10 protein-coding genes are annotated in these 16573 nt (G+C 72.6%); 7 read left to right on the forward strand and 3 right to left on the reverse strand.

Features of this window, described 5'->3' with window-relative positions; genetic code table 11:
* Nucleotides 1-21: 21 nt before the first annotated feature.
* A complete protein-coding gene (gene ilvA / locus AFR_RS05580; protein ID WP_023358923.1) occupies nt 22-1245 on the forward strand; it encodes a threonine ammonia-lyase in 1224 nt (407 codons plus the stop codon).
* A 51-nt stretch (nt 1246-1296) separates the two neighbouring features.
* Here ilvA and greA read toward each other — a convergent pair whose 3' ends face one another.
* Nucleotides 1297-1791: a transcription elongation factor GreA gene (gene greA, locus AFR_RS05585; RefSeq protein WP_023358924.1), complete on the reverse strand. Its 495-nt coding sequence runs from the start codon at nt 1789-1791 to the stop codon at nt 1297-1299.
* Nucleotides 1792-1919: 128 nt separating this feature from the next.
* Nucleotides 1920-2339 (reverse strand): DUF4307 domain-containing protein, encoded by a 420-nt coding sequence (locus tag AFR_RS05590; RefSeq protein ID WP_041840626.1) that lies wholly within the window; start codon nt 2337-2339, stop codon nt 1920-1922.
* Between the two features lie 111 nt (nt 2340-2450).
* Between AFR_RS05590 and mca the strand changes: the two genes are divergently transcribed.
* The 6 genes from mca (at nt 2451) to purE (ending at nt 10250) form a co-directional block, all read left to right on the forward strand.
* Nucleotides 2451-3332: a mycothiol conjugate amidase Mca gene (mca, locus tag AFR_RS05595; protein ID WP_023358926.1), complete on the forward strand. Its 882-nt coding sequence runs from the start codon at nt 2451-2453 to the stop codon at nt 3330-3332.
* Between the two features lie 9 nt (nt 3333-3341).
* On the forward strand, nt 3342-3707 hold the full coding sequence (locus tag AFR_RS05600) for a hypothetical protein (protein WP_041840627.1): 366 nt from the start codon (nt 3342-3344) through the stop codon (nt 3705-3707).
* 259 nt (nt 3708-3966) lie between these two features.
* Nucleotides 3967-6522: an EAL domain-containing protein gene (locus AFR_RS05605; protein WP_023358928.1), complete on the forward strand. Its 2556-nt coding sequence runs from the start codon at nt 3967-3969 to the stop codon at nt 6520-6522.
* A 35-nt stretch (nt 6523-6557) separates the two neighbouring features.
* Nucleotides 6558-8546, forward strand: coding sequence for a thioredoxin domain-containing protein (locus AFR_RS05610; RefSeq protein ID WP_023358929.1), 1989 nt, complete (start codon nt 6558-6560; stop codon nt 8544-8546).
* 61 nt (nt 8547-8607) lie between these two features.
* Entirely contained in the window at nt 8608-9756 is a 1149-nt protein-coding gene (locus AFR_RS05615; RefSeq protein WP_041840629.1) for a 5-(carboxyamino)imidazole ribonucleotide synthase, read from the forward strand.
* Nucleotides 9753-10250 (forward strand): 5-(carboxyamino)imidazole ribonucleotide mutase, encoded by a 498-nt coding sequence (purE, locus tag AFR_RS05620; protein ID WP_023358931.1) that lies wholly within the window; start codon nt 9753-9755, stop codon nt 10248-10250. Before AFR_RS05615 ends, purE begins: the two co-directional genes overlap by 4 nt.
* A gap of 1147 nt (nt 10251-11397) precedes the next feature.
* Here purE and AFR_RS05625 read toward each other — a convergent pair.
* Entirely contained in the window at nt 11398-16488 is a 5091-nt protein-coding gene (locus tag AFR_RS05625) for an SCO7613 C-terminal domain-containing membrane protein (protein ID WP_023358932.1), read from the reverse strand.
* Nucleotides 16489-16573: the final 85 nt, after the last annotated feature.

Here is a 16573-nt window from a genome sequence, read left to right on the forward strand (position 1 = left end):
GCGGGTGGCACGATCAGGGCCATGACCGACCTGCTGGAGCTCGCCGACATCGAGGCCGCCCGGGCTCTGCTCACCGGGATCATCAAGACGACACCGCTCGAGCACTCCATGCCCCTGACCCGCACCCTCGGTGTGCCGGTCTGGCTCAAGTGCGAAAACCAGCAGCGCGCCGGGTCGTACAAGGTGCGGGGGGCCTACACCCGGATCTCCCGGCTCACCGACGCCGAGCGGGCCCGGGGTGTCGTCGCCGCGAGCGCCGGCAACCACGCCCAGGGTGTGGCCCTGGCCGCGGGCCTGCTGGGTGCGAAGTCCACGGTCTTCATGCCCGAGGGCGCCCCGCTGCCCAAGGTCTCGGCCACCAAGGGTTACGGCGCCACGATCGAGTACGCCGGCAGCACCGTCGACGACGCGCTGGCCGCGGCGCGGGACTTCGCGGACGCCACCGGCGCGATCCTGATCCACCCGTTCGACCACCCCGACGTCATCGCGGGTCAGGGCACGGTCGGACTGGAGATCCTCGAGCAGTGCCCCGAGGTCAATACGATCGTGACCGCTGTCGGCGGTGGCGGCCTCATCTCCGGAGTGGCGGTGGCCGCCAAGGCGCTGCGCCCCGACATCCGGATCATCGGCGTGCAGGCCGTCGGCGCGGCCGCCTACCCGCCCTCGCTGGCGGCGGGGGAGCCGCGCACGCTCGAGCGCTCGGCCACGATCGCCGACGGCATCGCGGTCATGCGGCCCGGCGTGCTGAACTTCGCCCACGTCAGCAAGCTCGTCGACGACGTGGTCACGGTGACCGACGAGGACCTGTCGGCGGCCCTGCTGGTGCTGCTGGAACGCCACAAGATGGTCGTCGAGCCCGCCGGCGGCGCCGCGGTCGCCGCGCTGCTCACCGGCAAGGTCGACCTCAAGCCGCCGGTCGTGGCGATCCTCTCCGGCGGCAACATCGACCCGATGCTGCTGCTGCGGGTTATCGAGCACGGGCTCGTGTCGGCCGGCCGGTTCCTGCGGCTCTCCGTGCGTACCGGGGATCAGCCGGGTGAGCTGGCCCGCCTGCTGGCGGAGATCGCGGAGCAGCGGGCCAACATCGTCGATGTGGCGCACTCCCGGCAGAACCCGCGGCTGAGCTTCGGCGAGGTCGAGGTGCAGCTCTCGGTGGAGACCCGCGGGCCGGACCACTCGGCGGCGCTGATCAGCGTCCTCCGCAGCTCCGGATATTCACTGACGCTGCTGTCGGGCACTCCCTGACACGGAACCGCCGGGCCCGATGAGCGGGCCCGGCGGTCCGGAAACGACTGATCAGCCCCCGAACGGGGCGAACTCGACCACGGTGACCTTGATGTCCGCGCCGCTGGGTGCGGTGTAGGTCACGGTCTGACCCGGACCCGCACCGAGGATCGCCTTACCGAGCGCCGACTCGGGGCTGTAGACCGTGTAGTCGGTCGTCGCCGCGATCTCGCGCGAGCCGAGCAGGAACGTCTCGGTATCGGACTTGTCCTCGTCGAAGTAGATCGTGACGACCGTGCCGGGGGCCACCGAGTCCGCGCTGGGCGCGTCGCCGACCTCGGCCTTCCGCAGGAACTCCTTCAAGTAGAGGATCCGGCCCTCCTGCTTGCCCTGCTCCTCGCGGGCCGCGTGGTAGCCGCCGTTCTCGCGGAGGTCGCCCTCCTCACGGCGGGCGTTGATCTCGGCGGCGACGGCCGGCCGGGCTGCGATCAACTCGTCGAGCTCGGCCTGCAGCCGGTCGTAAGCGTCCTGGGAGAGCCAGGTCTTCGACGCCTCTGAACTGGTCACAGACTCTTCTCCTTGCAAGCACGTACGTACGGATGGGTGAACAGGCGTACGGAGCGAATCACTTAGCTTACCAGCGGTGTGCATACCGCTTCGAGAGGTGAAAGTTGCCCCTGTTGCGACGGAGAGATTCAGCTCGCCGCCGCGCAGCGGACGACCTCGCCGATCGCGGCTTTCGCGGTGGTCGGCACCGGCTCGGTGGCCTCGATCGTGGTCGCTCCGGCCTGCGCTTTCACCGTGACGGTGGCCCGGCCGACCTCGGCGCCGTCGTAGCTGCGGGCACGCAGGCCACAGGTCGCGGACGCGCCCGCGGGCACCCGCACGGTGAACTCGATCTTCATCTGGCTGTCGGTGACGTCGGACCAGCCGACGATCTGCGAGTCGTAGTCCGGGCTGCCGTACCGCGAGTACAGGCGGGTGGCCAGGAAACTGACACCGACCGCGAAGACGAGAGCGAGAACGATCGGCACGAACAACCGGCGGCGTCCGTCGCGGCGCCACCCGTAGCGGCCCGGCGGGAATACCGGCGTTGTGGCGCGCGTCTCGCTCACCAGGGGGCCCTCTCCTGCGAAAGTTGTCGGTGCGATCAGCCAGAATGGCGAGGTCCATCTTCGCAGCTTCAACCGGGGGTCCTCGACGAGGCCCGGTCGAGGGAGAATTCAGTGGCTGAGCAGTTGCGTCTCATGGCGGTGCACGCGCACCCCGACGACGAGTCCAGCAAGGGCGCGGCCACGATGGCCCGCTACGTCGCCGAAGGCGTCGAGGTGCTGGTCGCAACGTGTACGGGTGGTGAGCGCGGCAGCGTCCTCAACCCCAAGATGGACCGCCCCGAGGTGCTGGCCGACATCTCCAACATCCGCCGGGCCGAGATGGACAAGGCGCGCGAGATCCTCGGTGTGGAGCAGGCCTGGCTGGGGTTCGTCGACTCGGGGCTGCCCGAGGGTGACCCGCTCCCGCCGCTGCCCGAGGGGTGTTTCGGTCTCGTCGACCCGGCCGAGGGCGCGCTCCCGCTGATCAAGCTGATCCGCCAGTTCAAGCCGCACGTCATGACGACGTACGACGAGAACGGTGGCTACCCGCACCCCGACCACATCATGTGTCACAAGATCTCGGTGGCGGCGTTCGAGGCGGCCGGCGACCCGGAGCAGCACCCCGAGCTGGGTGAGCCCTGGCAGCCGCTGAAGCTCTACTACAACTCCGGCTGGACCCGGGCTCGCTTCATGGCATTGCACGAGGCGATGCTCGCGGCCGGCCTCGAGTCGCCCTACACGGAGTGGCTCGACAAGTGGGAGGACCGCCAGGACCGCGGCGACAAGATCACCACTCGGGTCGAGTGCGGTGAGTACTTCGAGGTTCGCGACGACGCGCTGCGGGCCCACGCCACCCAGGTCGACCCGGACGGTTTCTGGTTCCACGTGCCGATGGAGCTCCAGCAGAAGGTCTGGCCCACCGAGGACTTCGAGCTGGCCCGGTCGTTCGTCGACAGCCCGGTTCCCGAGTCCGACCTGTTCGCGGGCATCCGGGAGTCGGTTCAGGCGAGGTAGTGGCGTACCGTGAGCCCTGTGAACTTCGTGGTGGCGGTCAACAACTTCGGTGACACCCGATCGGGCGGCCTGGCCGGCCCGATGGGGCTGTTCGTCATCGTGCTGATGGCCATAGGCACAGTTCTCTTGATCCGCAACATGAACAAGCGCTTGCGTCGGCTTCCCGACAGTTTTCCGGATCCGGCCGCCGCACGCCGTGAGGCCGAGATCACTCGCCTCAACGCCGACCTCGAGCGCCCCGATGCTGACCCTCGGGCCGCCGAGGCCGGTGACCAGGCCTCCGATGTGGAGATCAGGCCCGCGGAAGCCGAGGTCAAGGCCACGGAATCGGTCGATGCGCCGCCCGCCGACGGCGCCCGGGGCGACCGCGCTTAACCGCGACAGCGCCGGCTCCTCTTTGCCAGGAGCGGGGTCGGCCGTGACTCCCCGTGTCCTTCCGGGTCGAACATCGACAGTGGCCATCAGTCAACCCCTGTTGCGTTCCGGCGGATTGGCTTAGCCTTCCGCCGGGGGGCTTTGACGTCCCTCCACCCTGTGCGGAAAGGGGGCTGTCGATGACCATCTCCCGCCCCCCGCATCCTCCACTGCAGATGCACGTGCATTCGCCTGTGCCGCTGGTCAGCAGGGGGGTGGCATGACACCGCAGCCCGATCCCGTAACCGCCGGAAGGCGTGACCGGCCGTCCGCCAAGGTCGGCCAGGTGTCGCGACCGAAAGCCGGTCGGGTCCTTACCTGGACGCTCGTCGCGGTGGCCGTCGCCGCCGCCGTGCTCGGTGTGGTCCTGCCGCTCCCGCGACCCGCGATCGTCGACCTCTCACCCGTGGGCGGGGTCGGCGTCGCCGTCCTGCTCGTCGGGGCCGCACAGCTCGCCCGTCTCCGTTTCCGGGTCGGGCGCGGCACGGTCAGCATCTCCTGGGGCGAGACCGCGTTCATCATCGGCTTTGCGCTCGCCCCTCCGGGCTGGCTGCCCGTCGCCACCCTGCTCGGCGCCGCCGGGGCCTGGCTCCTCATCACCTGGCTCAACGACCAGCGGGTCGTCGCCGACCTGGCCCACCTCGCGGCGTCGCTGACCCTCGGCGCGTCCGGAGCCACCGCGGTCACCTACGCCATCACCGGACCCTCGGCGCCGATGGGAAGCACCCGCGTCCAGGTCGGGCTCATCACCGGTGCGGCCACCTACCTCCTGATCACGCTCGGCCTGGCGGTGCTGACGCTGTCGTTGCACCGCGACGCCCCGCCCGCCCACATCGCCGTCCGGGCGCTGCACGCCAAGCTGCCCATGTTCGTCGGCAACGTGCTGGTCGGTCTCCTGACGATCTTCGCGCTGGTCAACGGCCCGGTCTGGCTGCTGGCCCTGCCGCCCTCGCTGTGGCTGCTGCAGCGGACCTACCGATACCACCTGCGGGCCGAGGAGGAACGCCGGATCTGGGAGGCGTTCGCCCGGGCCACCCGCACGCTGGGCGGCTCCTCGGAGCTGGCCGTCGCCGCGGCCGGCCTGCGCGGCGCGCTCGACGTCTTCGGCGCCCGCCGGGTGGAGATCGACGTGCTCCAGCCGCACGGTGGCAGCCCGCGCCGCTACGCAGCCGATGGCACGGCACAGGACCCCACCCCTGGCTCCCTGCCCGGAGCGGTGATCACCCGCGCCATGGAGGTCGGTGGCACCCCGGTCGGCGAGCTGACCGTGTGGCTGGCCGAACCCACCCTGCCCGTGGCCCGCGACGAGCTGGCTGTTTCCGCCTACGGCGACGCGCTCGCCGGGGCCCTGCACGACGCCGCCGCTCACGAGCGGCTCGCACAGCTGGAGGCCAAGGTCGCCCACGACGGCGTGCACGACCCGCTGACCGGCCTCGCGAACAGGTCCGCGCTGATCGCGGACGGCGACGCCATGCTCCAGACCATCCACCGCGACCAGCAGGTCGCGCTGCTGCTGCTCGACCTCAACGAGTTCCGTGAGGTCAACGGCACCCTCGGGCACCGCGCCGGCGACGCCATGCTGTGCACGGTCGCCGAACGCCTCACCGACCTCGCCCGCGACCAGGAGGTCGTGGCCCGCCTCGGCGACGACGAGTTCGCGATCCTGCTGCCGACCATCAGCACACTCACCGACTCGGCGACGCCGCTGCACGAGGCTCCGGTTCCGCTGCCCCGCGCCGTACGCCGGGCTCGTGAAGTGGTCGATCAGCTCGGTCTGCCGATGGAGATCGGTGGCGTCCGGCTGGTGACCGAGGTCGCCGTCGGCGTGGCTGTGTCCCCGGCCGGTGGCACCGACCTCGCCGAGCTCATCCGGCGGGCCGGCATCGCCCTCGACCAGGCCAAGGAGCTGCAGGTCGGCGTGGCCGCGTACGACACCGCCCGCGACGCCAGCAGCACCGACCACCTGGCACTGCCGGCCGAGCTGCACGACGCGCTGACCGCGGACGACCAGCTGGTGCTCGTCCTGCAGCCCGAGGTCGACCTGGAGACCGGCGCGCCCACCGGCGTCGAAGCGCTCATCCGCTGGCGCCATCCCCGCCGCGGCCTGCTGAGCCCGGGCGACTTCATCGAGACGATCGAGCACGGCGAGCTGCTCGGCCCGTTCACCCGCTATGTGCTCGACCGGGCCCTCACCGCCGCCGCCGACTGGAACAAATCCGGCCTGGATCTCCCGGTCTCGGTCAACGTCTCCGCCCGCAGCCTCCTCGACGCGACGTTCCCGGCGCAGGTCGCGGACGCGCTGCGCCGGCACCACCTCGACGCCGACCAGCTGGTCCTCGAGATCACCGAGTCGGTGGCGGTCAGCGATCAGGAGGTCGTCGACGAGGTGATCGCCGCCCTGCGCGAGATGGGCGTCCAGATCTCGGTCGACGACTTCGGCACCGGCTTCTCCTCGTTGTCCTTCGTGACCCGTGTGACGGTCGACGAGCTCAAGGTCGACCGTTCCTTCGTGACGGGCATGACCGACTCGCCGGCGGCTGCCGCCGTGGTCCGCGGTGCGGTCGAGCTGGGCGCCCGCCTGGGCGCGCGCGTCGTGGCCGAGGGTGTGGAGACGACGGACCAGCGCGAAGCGTTGCTGGCGCTGGGCTGCACCTCGGCCCAGGGGTACCACTTCAGCCGCCCGCTTCCCGCCGACAAGATCGTGGCGGCACTGCACCAGCTGGCCGAGGCGGCCCCCTCCAAGATCGTTCCGCTGCGCGCCGACGGTGCTTCCTGAGGTTTATCGACGCACCCCCGGGCTAGTTTGGAAGCATGGCCAACCGTCTCGCCGGCGCGACCTCGCCCTACCTGCTGCAGCACCAGGACAACCCTGTCGACTGGTGGCCCTGGTCCGACGAGGCCTTCGCCGAGGCCCGGCGGCGTGACGTGCCCGTCCTGATCTCCGTGGGCTACGCCGCCTGCCACTGGTGTCACGTCATGGCCCACGAGTCCTTCGAGGACGAGGCCGTCGCCCGGCTGATGAACGACGGCTTCGTGGCGATCAAGGTCGACCGCGAGGAACGCCCCGACGTCGACGCCGTCTACATGACCGCCACCCAGGCCATGACCGGTCAGGGCGGCTGGCCGATGACCGTCTTCGCCACGCCCGCCGGCGAGCCGTTCTTCTGCGGCACCTACTTCCCCAAGGCCAGCTTCACCCGCCTGCTCGACTCCGTCACGACGGCCTGGCGCGACCAACGCGACGCCGTGATCACCCAGGGCTCGGCGGTGGTCCAGGCCATCGGCGGCGCCCAGCTGGTCGGCGGCCCGACCACCCCGATCTCGCCGGAGCTCCTGGACACCGCGGCCGCGAGCCTGGCCAAGGAGCACGATCCCTCGTACGGCGGTTTCGGCGGCGCCCCCAAGTTCCCGCCCCACATGGACCTGCTCTTCCTCCTGCGCCACCACCAGCGCACCGGCGCGGAGGCGGATCTGGAGATCGTCCGGCACACCGCCGAGCAGATGGCCCGCGGCGGCATCTACGACCAGCTGGCCGGCGGCTTCGCGCGCTACGCCGTCGACACGACGTGGACCGTGCCCCACTTCGAGAAGATGCTGTACGACAACGCCCTGCTCCTGCGCGTGTACACCCAGCTGTGGCGGCTCACGGACGACCCGTTCGCCCGGCGTATCGCCGACGAGACGGCCGCGTTCCTGCTCCGCGACCTGGCCACACCCGCGGGCGGCCTCGCCTCGGCCCTCGACGCCGACACGGACGGCACCGAAGGTCTCACGTACGCCTGGACGCCGGCCCAGCTGCGCGAAGCACTGGGCGACGAGGACGGCGACTGGGCCGCCGACCTGTTCCGGGTGACGACCAAGGGCACCTTCGAACACGGCAGCAGCGTCCTGGTGCTGGCCCGCGACATCGACGCGGCAGCACCCGAGCTGGTCGCCCGCTGGCAGGACGTGCGCTCCCGCCTGCTGGCGGCCCGCAACGAACGCCCCCAGCCGGCCCGCGACGACAAGGTCGTGGCCTCCTGGAACGGCCTGGCCATCACCGCCCTGGCCGAATACGCGCAGCTCACCGGCTCCTCTCCCGACCCGGCCGTCCACCTGGCATCCGTCCTGGCCGACCGACACCTCGTCGACGACCGCCTCCGCCGCGTCTCCCGCAACGGCGTGGTCGGGGCCCCCGACGGCGTCCTCGAGGACTACGGCACCGTCGCCGAAGCCTTCTGCGCCGTCCACCAGCTCACCGGCGACGGTCAGTGGCTGGTCCGCGCCGGCGCCCTGCTCGACGTCGCCCTGGACCACTTCGCCACCGGCTCGGGCGGCTTGTACGACACGGCCGACGACGCCGAAAAGCTCGTCACCCGCCCCGCCGACCCGACCGACAACGCGACCCCGTCCGGACTGGCCGCTCTCTGCGCCGGACTGGTGGCGTACGCGGCTCTGAGCGGTGAAACCCGATACCGGGAGGCGGCCGACGCGGCGCTCGAAACCGTCGGGCCGCTGATCGAGGGCCATGCGCGGTTCGCCGGCTACTCGGCCACGGTGGCGGAGGCGGTCGTCGCCGGCCCGTACGAGATCGCCATCGCGACAAACGCCCCGGCGACGGACCCCTTGGTCGCGGCGGCCCACCGCCACGCCCCGCCGGGCACGGTCGTCGTGGTCGGCGAACCGGATCGCCCCGGCGTGCCGCTGCTGGCCGACCGCCCACTGATCAACGGCGCGTCGGCGGCGTTCGTGTGCCGCGGCTTCGTCTGCGACCGCCCGGTCACCACGCCGGAAGAGCTGGTGGACCGCCTGTCGTCCTGACCGGCACCTGCTCAGGGCGGTGCGCCGGGCGGGTGTGCGGCTCGTTAGGCTGGCGGGCGAGATGGATACCCGAACCGGTCTGCCCGTAGTCGGCATGGTGGGCGGTGGCCAGCTGGCCCGGATGACCCACCAGGCCGCCATTGCCCTCGGCCAGTCACTGCGCGTGCTCTCCGAGTCGCCCGATGACAGCGCCGCCCTGGTCGCCGCGGACGTGCGGATCGGAACGCATACCGATCTGGCCGCCCTGCGGGAGTTCGCCAAGGGCTGCGACGCCGTCACCTTCGACCACGAGCATGTGCCGACCGCGCACATCGCCGCGCTGGCCGCCGAAGGCGTCAAGATCTACCCCGGTGCCGAGGCGATCCTGTACGCCCAGGACAAGCGCCAGATGCGCGAACGTCTCAGCGCGCTCGGCGCCCCGGTCCCGCAGTGGCGCCCGGTGGCCTCGGCGCAGGACATCGCCGACTTCGCCGGTTCCGTCGGCTGGCCGGTTGTCGCCAAAGCAGTGCGGGGCGGATACGACGGGCGCGGCGTCTGGATGCTCGACGACCTCGCCGCCGCGGAAGAGCTGGTCGGCACCGGCACCGAGCTGATCGTCGAGGAGCGGGTGCCGCTGCGCCGGGAGCTGGCCGCGCTCGTGGCCCGGTCGCCGTTCGGGCAGGTTGCGGCCTATCCCGTCGTGGAGACCGTGCAGCAGGACGGCATCTGCGTCGAGGTGCTGGCCCCCGCCCCCGATCTGCCCGAGGACCTCGCCGTCGAGGCGCAGCAGCTGGCGATCGACCTGGCCAACGCGCTCGGTGTGGTCGGCCTCCTGGCGGTCGAACTGTTCGAGACCGAGGCCGGCATCGTCGTCAACGAGCTGGCCATGCGCCCCCACAACTCCGGCCACTGGACCATCGAAGGCGCGCGGACGTCGCAGTTCGAGCAGCACCTGCGGGCCGTCCTGGACTACCCGATGGGGGAGACCTCCCTCACCGCGCCCGCGGTTGTCATGGCCAACGTCCTCGGCGGCGAGCCCGGCGGCATGTCCCTCGACGAGCGCCTCCACCACCTCTTCGCCGCCGACCCCGGCGCCCGCGTCCACCTGTACGGCAAACAGGTCCGCCCCGGCCGCAAGATCGGCCACGTCACCGTCCTCGGCGACACCATGACCGAGGTACGCGCCCGCGCCGTGCGTGCCGCCCGCTGGCTCCAGGAAGGCCAACAATGACCCCGGTAGTCGGCGTGATCATGGGCAGCGACTCGGACTGGTCCACCATGGAAGCCGCAGCACTCGCCCTCGCCGAGTTCGAAGTGCCGTTCGAGGTAGGCGTCGTCTCCGCTCACCGCACGGTTCGAAAAATGGTCGACTACGCCACCACCGCCGCCGACCGCGGCCTCAAGGTCATCATCACGGGCGCGGGCGGCGCAGCCCACCTCCCCGGCATGGTCGCCTCGATGACCCCCCTCCCGGTGATCGGCGTCCCGGTCCCCCTGAAATACCTCGACGGCATGGACTCCCTCCTCTCCATCGTCCAAATGCCCGCCGGCGTCCCGGTCGCCACGGTCTCGATCGGCGGGGCCCGCAACGCCGGCCTGCTGGCGGTCCGCATCCTGGCCGCGTCGGACCCGGTGCTACTCAAGCGCATGCAGGCCTTCCAGACCAACCTCGAGCAGGTCGTCGCCGACAAAGACGAAGCCCTCCGAGCCCGCATCCTCGGCTGACCACCGGCTCGGCCTGACCGCTGACGCCCGGCGGGCCGACCTCCCTGACCGCTGACGCCCGGCGGCCAACCTGCCTGACCGCTGGCCCGCTCGACCGTCGGCTCTCACTGACCGCCCGATCGCTGGTGCGTGGGCCGCAACGGCGTCAGCCGCAACTGCCGGCTCCACCCCGCCGCTGACTCGCGGCTGATCGGGCCCGCCGGCCTGGTGGCCCGCCTGGCCGTTGGCCAGCTGACTGCTGACATGTGGCTGACCGCTGGTGAAGCGGATAGCTGGCGCGTGGTCCATTCTCAGCTGGCCGAGCGCGCCCGCCTGGCCGAGCGCGCCCGCCTGTCCGAGCGCGCCTGCCTGGCCGAGTGCGCCCGCGTGGCTGCGCGCCCGCCTGTCCGAGCGCGCCTGCCTGGCCGAGTGCGCCCGCGTGGCTGCGCGCCCGCCTGTCCGAGCGCGCCTGCCTGGCCGAGTGCGCCCGCGTGGCTGCGCGCCCGCCTGTCCGAGCGCGCCTGCCTGGCCGAGTGCGCCCGCGTGGCTGCGCGCCCGCCTGTCCGAGCGCGCCTGCCTGGCCGAGTGCGCCCGCGTGGCTGCGCGCCCGCCTGTCCGAGCGCGCCTGCCTGGCCGAGTGCGCCCGCGTGGCTGCGCGCCCGCCTGTCCGAGCGCGCCTGCCTGGCCGAGCGCACCCGCGTGGCTGCGCGCCCGCCTGTCCACGTCCTATCGCTGGCTGGTTGACCGGTGAATGGCGGCTGACCGCTGGTCGGTCTTATCGCTGGCTCGTGGCAGGCTCTCGGCTGATCTGGCTCATTTGGGCGCTGGCCCTCCGATTGCGTGCTCGCCTGATCGCTGGGCTCGTCGACCGCCTGACCGCCGGTGCGTGGCTGAATGCTGGCCCGCTTAACTGCTGACGTGGCCGGCTGACCGACGGCCCGGCTTACTGCTGGGGCGCGGCTGACCGTCGGCTGGGTCTGGCCGCGCGGGACCGTCCGACCGCCACCCTGGGCCGGTCTGCCGATCCGCTAGGTCGCGCGCGCACTGCCGATTCGCTTGGCCGTAGACCTGCCCGGAGCTAGGCGAGCCGCTTCGGCCAGCGGGTCAGGCTGGGCGGGTTGGCAGATCCCTGAGCCGAACCGCCTGATCAAGCCCGCGGCGGATGGGGTCAGCGCATGCGGACGAGGGCGCCGCGGAGGCGTTCCTGGGTGCGGCGGCGGTTTTCGTTGGTGGCGCCCAGGAAGAGGAGGATGACGCCGACCGGGACCAGGACGAGCCACGGGCCGACCAGCGTCGTGGCAAAGTGGATGGTCGCGATTGCGGTGGCTACCGCGCCGACCACGACCGGCGCTTGTTGTTGCATGCGCGAGCCGATGATCAGGGTGGCCACCGCGCTGAGCAGGAGCAGAAGCTCCCGGAGGTCGCCGGCGTCGGTGGCGACCACGATGCCGATCGTGGGCACGAAGGCCGCTACGAGCGCCGGGCCGTAGGCGGCCCAGCTGCTCAGGTCGGGGCGCTGGCGGGATTCGAGGATGCCGACCAGGAGGGCCAGGGCGGCGAACGGCAGGGTGTAGGCCTCAGGCAGGGCGACGTCCGCGATGGCGATGAAGAGCCAGATGCCGATGATTTCGAAGCCGACGGCCAGCCAGAACAGGTTGCGGCGCTGGTTCGGGGTGCGGCCGGGGCGGGTTGCGGCCAGGCCGAGGACCGCGCCCCAGGCGGCCAGCAGTGCGGCCAGGTGTGCCGGGGAGCTGTAGGCGAGGGCGCCGGCGAGCAGGGCTGACGCGTACCCGGACCATTCGACGGTGGTGGCTTCCTGGCGGTATTCGGGGAGCCCGAGGCGGGGGATGGCGGCTTCGAGGACCAGCAGCACCGCCCCCACGGCGAGGACGCCGAACGCGGCCCACGGCGGGGTGAGGCCGGCGACGAGGGCGACCGTCAGGACGAAGAACTGGCCCATGACGGCGGTGAAGATCCAGCCGAGGATCCGGGCGTGGCGGCTGCGGCCGGCGATGGCGCCGACCAGGCCGACGCCGATGGCGGCGCCGAGGGTGAAGAGGGTCAGCTGCTGGGTGGCGAGGCTTCCGGCGAGGCCGGCGCCGCCCGCGAGCAGGCCGATCACGAAGACGATGTTGCGGGTCGTGCGGAGCAGGGTGGCCCGGGTGGCGATCGGTGGCGGGGTCAGGGCCAGGCCCAGCATCGAGATCGTGAAGACGATCAGCGCTGTCGAGGTCGCGGCCGGCCACTGGGCGTTCAGGGCGATCGGTGCGATCAGGAGGGTGATGGCCAGGCCGGGCAGGATCACCGGTACGGCCTCGGCGGGCTTGCCACCGAACCCGAGTGCGGCCAGCGCGGCGGCCACGGTGAGCAGGACCGCGGCCAGCACGCTGGTGCCGTCGACGCTGCCCGAGGCCGGAGTGGCCACGGCGGCCACCGGGCCTTCCCAGATCGCGCTGAGCTGCTGCATCGGGTCGAGGAGGGAGGCCTTGAGGGCCGGTGCGATGGAGATCAGGGCCAGGGCGGTGGGCAGGGCGGCGACGACCACCGCGCCGGTGGCGGGGTCGACCAGCCAGCGGCCGCGGAGGCCGCTCGGGCGGATCGCGGTCCAGCGGGGGCGGACATAGCCGCCTTCGCCCCAGAAGCGGTTCGGGGCGACGGTGAGACCGGGTGCCGGGGTGGCGCCGCGCAGCAGTTCCGCGACCACGCCGAGCAGCGCGGCTGCGGCGGCGTAGAGGGCGGTGGGGTAGTCGCTGGGAATCGAAGCGATGGCGGTGACAAACGCGCCGAAGACCAGGCCGAAGGTGGCCCAGGGCAGATATTGCGGCACCCAGCGGGCGGCGAGCGCCAGCAAAGCGAGGGCCACGCTGGAGCCGGCGAGCGCCGCGGTGAGGACCACCTGGGCGCTGTTGCCCTGGTCGGCGGCCATGGCCGCGAGCACACCGGGGGCCGCGAAGAGGGCCGCGGCCGTGGCGGCGCCGCCGATCTGGGCGCGGTGGCGGGGCATGCCGGTGTCGTCGAGCGCGAGGTTGACCACTTCGTCGCCGTCGGCGGTCTCGGCCCACTGCCGGTGGGAACCCGGTGTCAGGTCGGCTCGTGCCATCCAGGCCACGAGGATGCCGGTGAGCGTGATCAGACCGAGCGCGATCGCCGTCGACCAGGGGCGGACGAGGCCGGCGCCGGCCGCGTGCAGGGCGACAACCGCTGCGACAGCGGCCCGGGCGATCGCCGCGCGCGGGTCGGTGGCCGCGACCGCACCCATCCCGTACGCGAGGGCCACCGCACCGCCGATGAGCAGCGGCGACCACCACGGCAGGCCGAAGGCGGCCGGTGCCCCGACGGTGGCCAGGGCGACGCAGAGGGCGCTGACGTCGTATTTGGCGGGGCGGGGCAGCGCGACGGCAGCAGCCACGGCGGCGATCACCAGCGCGACCGGGGCCTGCCAGGCGCCGGCCGGCGGGGTCGTCGAGTAGGCGCCGATCTCGGAGGCCCAGATGGGGCCGGGCGCGGAGATGATCCGCAGACCGCCCGCCAGGGCCTGCCATCCGGCGATCGCGACGATGACGATGCCCGCCGCGCCGACACCGCGTACGGGTCCGCGACGCCAGTCCTCGGGCAGCGCCCGGACGCCGAACGCCACGATCAGCACCACGATCGCGGCGACCGCGAGGGGCGCTTCGGGGAAGGCGAGAGCGGCGACGCGGGCCAGCGCGCCGCAGACGGCCACGGTGGCCGCGGCGGCGGCGATGTCGGGTCCGTCGACCATCCGGTCCGCGCGGCGGCCGGCGTCGAGCGACTTGGCGAAGAACAGCAGCCCGGCGGCGGCCAGCAGCAGTGCGCCGACCCAGATGTCGGGTGCGGTGGCACCGGGCGCCAGCAGGGCGGCGAGGGCCATCGCCACGGCGCCCGCACCGGCTCCACCGGTCATCGGAAGGCTGATCTCGCGGCGGGCCACCTGGAACACCGCGGCGTAGGTGAGCGTGCCGGCGACAGCCAGGAAGCCCAGAGCCAGCGCGGGCACGGTCACGGCCTCGGTCGGCGGCGGGCCGCCTCCCGGGTCGCTGGTCGCCAGCACGGCGGTCACCACGGCACCCGGGATCGCCAGGGCGGCGGCGCCGGAAGCCCAGTCACCGATCAGCCAGGCGTACAGGCGTACCGGGATCTGTCGGGCCGCGACCGCGACCATGACACCGGCGCCGGCCAGCGCGAGCAGGACCGCGGCCGTGAGCCACGACGCGCTGAGCGCGGCGGCCGCGCCGAAGAGACCGACCACTCCGGCGGCCGCGATGTGCGCGATCGCGATACGCCGGGTGGGTGCCATCAGGCCGGCGCCGCCGAGGCCGATCGCCGCCAGCACCAGCGGCCACGGGGCCTCCGACCAGGGCAGACCCAAAGATGCCGGTACGGCCAGAGCGGTCAGCGCCACGCCGGTGACCGCACCCTCGTGCCGGTATTCGGTGGGCAGCGCGAGCGCGGCGGCGATGGTCAGCAGCAACGCGCTCAGGGCGAGCAGCCAGCCGGACTGGCCGGCGGCCTCGGCGATGCGGGTGGCGTAGGCGGCGGTGTCGGCGTTCCAGATCGGGCGGGCGGCCTGCACGGGGGCGATCGCGGCGCGCAGGGCGTCCACGGCGACGAAGAGGCCGATGAGCGTGAGCGCACCGGCCGACGCGTACTGCGGGCCGCGCCGGACCTCGTCGGGCACCATGCGGACGACGGCGCCGGTGAGCGCGACGGCGGCTGCCGCGGCGGCCAGGGTCCAGGCGGGCGAGGCGACGGCGGCGATCCGGGCGACGGCCGCGATCACGGCCAGCGCGAGCACACCGCCGGCGATGTTGCGGGCCAGGATGTGGTCGACCATGCGCGCGGCGGCCGACACGGTGAGGGCGGCCAGCACCAGGATCAGGCCGGAACGCACGGCGTCGATCACGGCGTCGGCGCCCAGCAGGGCCGCGCTCGCGTAGACGACGGCACCGGCGGCGGCCAGGCAGAGCAGGCCGAAGGTCAGGCCGCGCAGCCAGCCGGCCGACGGCGGTGTGGCCGGCGGGGCGAGCGGGACCGTTCCCGCGGCCGGGGCGCCGGCCGGGCGGGGACCGGGGAAGATCCGGGTCGGGAGCCACTTCCAGCGGCGGCGTCCGGTCAGCCCGTCGATGATCAGGTCGGGCTCTTCGGGGAGCGACTCGGGCCGGGCCGGGGCGTCTTCGTAGGACGCCGGGTCGGCCGGGTCGTCCTCCCGGGCCGCGAAGTCGTCCGCGCCTCGCTGGCGGGCATCCGCCTCGGCCAGGGTCTCGCGGTCACCGGCGACCGGACGGCCCAGCGGCCAGCGCGGCAGCAGGCGGCCCTTGCGGATCACGGTGGTCAGGAGCAGCAGGTCGATGAGCGCGACCGCGGTCAGCGCCAACGCCCAGCCGGCCGGGCTCTCGATCGCCGGGTACGCCAGCAGCGGCGGCACCGGCTGCACCGCGACAACCGTGGCGTAACGCGGTGCGGCGAGCCGGGTGACACCGGCGTAGAGGAACGACGCCACGGCGGAGATCAGCAGGGTGATGCCGAGGAAAACGGTGGACGGAACAGCGGTGCCGCCGAGTGCCCGGCTGCCGTGCAGCGCGAACATCGTCATCGGCAGCAGCACCAGGCCGACCGCGGCCAGGGTCTCCGCCGTCGAGGTCAGCCCGCGGCGCGAGACCATGGGCGCCACACCGAGGGCAACGGCGGTGGCTATGGCGAGGATGAACGCGCGACCGACGGCGTTGCTGGCCGCACCGGCAAAAACGATGGCCGCGACGCCCAGCACGAGCGCGCTGAGGCCGAGCAGAATGTTTTGCACCGACTGCGAGGAAGTCTCGGGCTCGTGCGGTGCGTGCGCCTCGGGCTCCGGCGGCAGCGGCGCGACGCGGGGCCGGCGCGGCGGACGCGGAGGCGGTGCGGGCCTCTCGGTCGGCGGCGGGTCGTCGAGCAGCATCGTCACACCGTCGGTCGCGGCACCGGGCGGGGGCGTCCGTGCGGTGCCGGGCTCGGACCAGGACGGCGCCCCGGTGCTCTCCTCCGGGCGGCGTCGCACCCGGCGTGTCGTCTTCGCGGGGCGTTTCTTCTGCTGGTTGGCGTGCGCCAGGATGTCCCGCTGGAACTGCGCGGCCTGGATCTTGCTCGCTATCTGGGTGCGTTCCTTCGCTGCCGCCATGTCGCGGATCTTGAGGTCTGCGATCGACGCATCGATGCGAGCGAGCTCATCGTCGTAGCCGTCCGGCTCCTGCGACTGCGCCACGGCACCTCCTCGACCCGTCACCCACGAAGCAACCGACACCTCATTAGAACAGTCTTAGGCAGGTCGAGATCAATGGAAACGGCCG

This window comes from Amorphoplanes friuliensis DSM 7358 (genome assembly GCF_000494755.1).
GTDB classification, from domain to species: Bacteria; Actinomycetota; Actinomycetes; order Mycobacteriales; family Micromonosporaceae; genus Actinoplanes; species Actinoplanes friuliensis.

What these genes read in the sequence shown, in the direction of transcription:
- AFR_RS05615 (WP_041840629.1), top strand. Translation starts at nt 8,608, where the DNA reads ATGGATACCCGAACCGGTCTGCCCGTAGTCGGCATGGTGGGCGGTGGC.
- purE (WP_023358931.1), top strand. Translation starts at nt 9,753, where the DNA reads ATGACCCCGGTAGTCGGCGTGATCATGGGCAGCGACTCGGACTGGTCC.
- ilvA (WP_023358923.1), top strand. Translation starts at nt 22, where the DNA reads ATGACCGACCTGCTGGAGCTCGCCGACATCGAGGCCGCCCGGGCTCTG.
- AFR_RS05610 (WP_023358929.1), top strand. Translation starts at nt 6,558, where the DNA reads ATGGCCAACCGTCTCGCCGGCGCGACCTCGCCCTACCTGCTGCAGCAC.
- AFR_RS05605 (WP_023358928.1), top strand. Translation starts at nt 3,967, where the DNA reads ATGACACCGCAGCCCGATCCCGTAACCGCCGGAAGGCGTGACCGGCCG.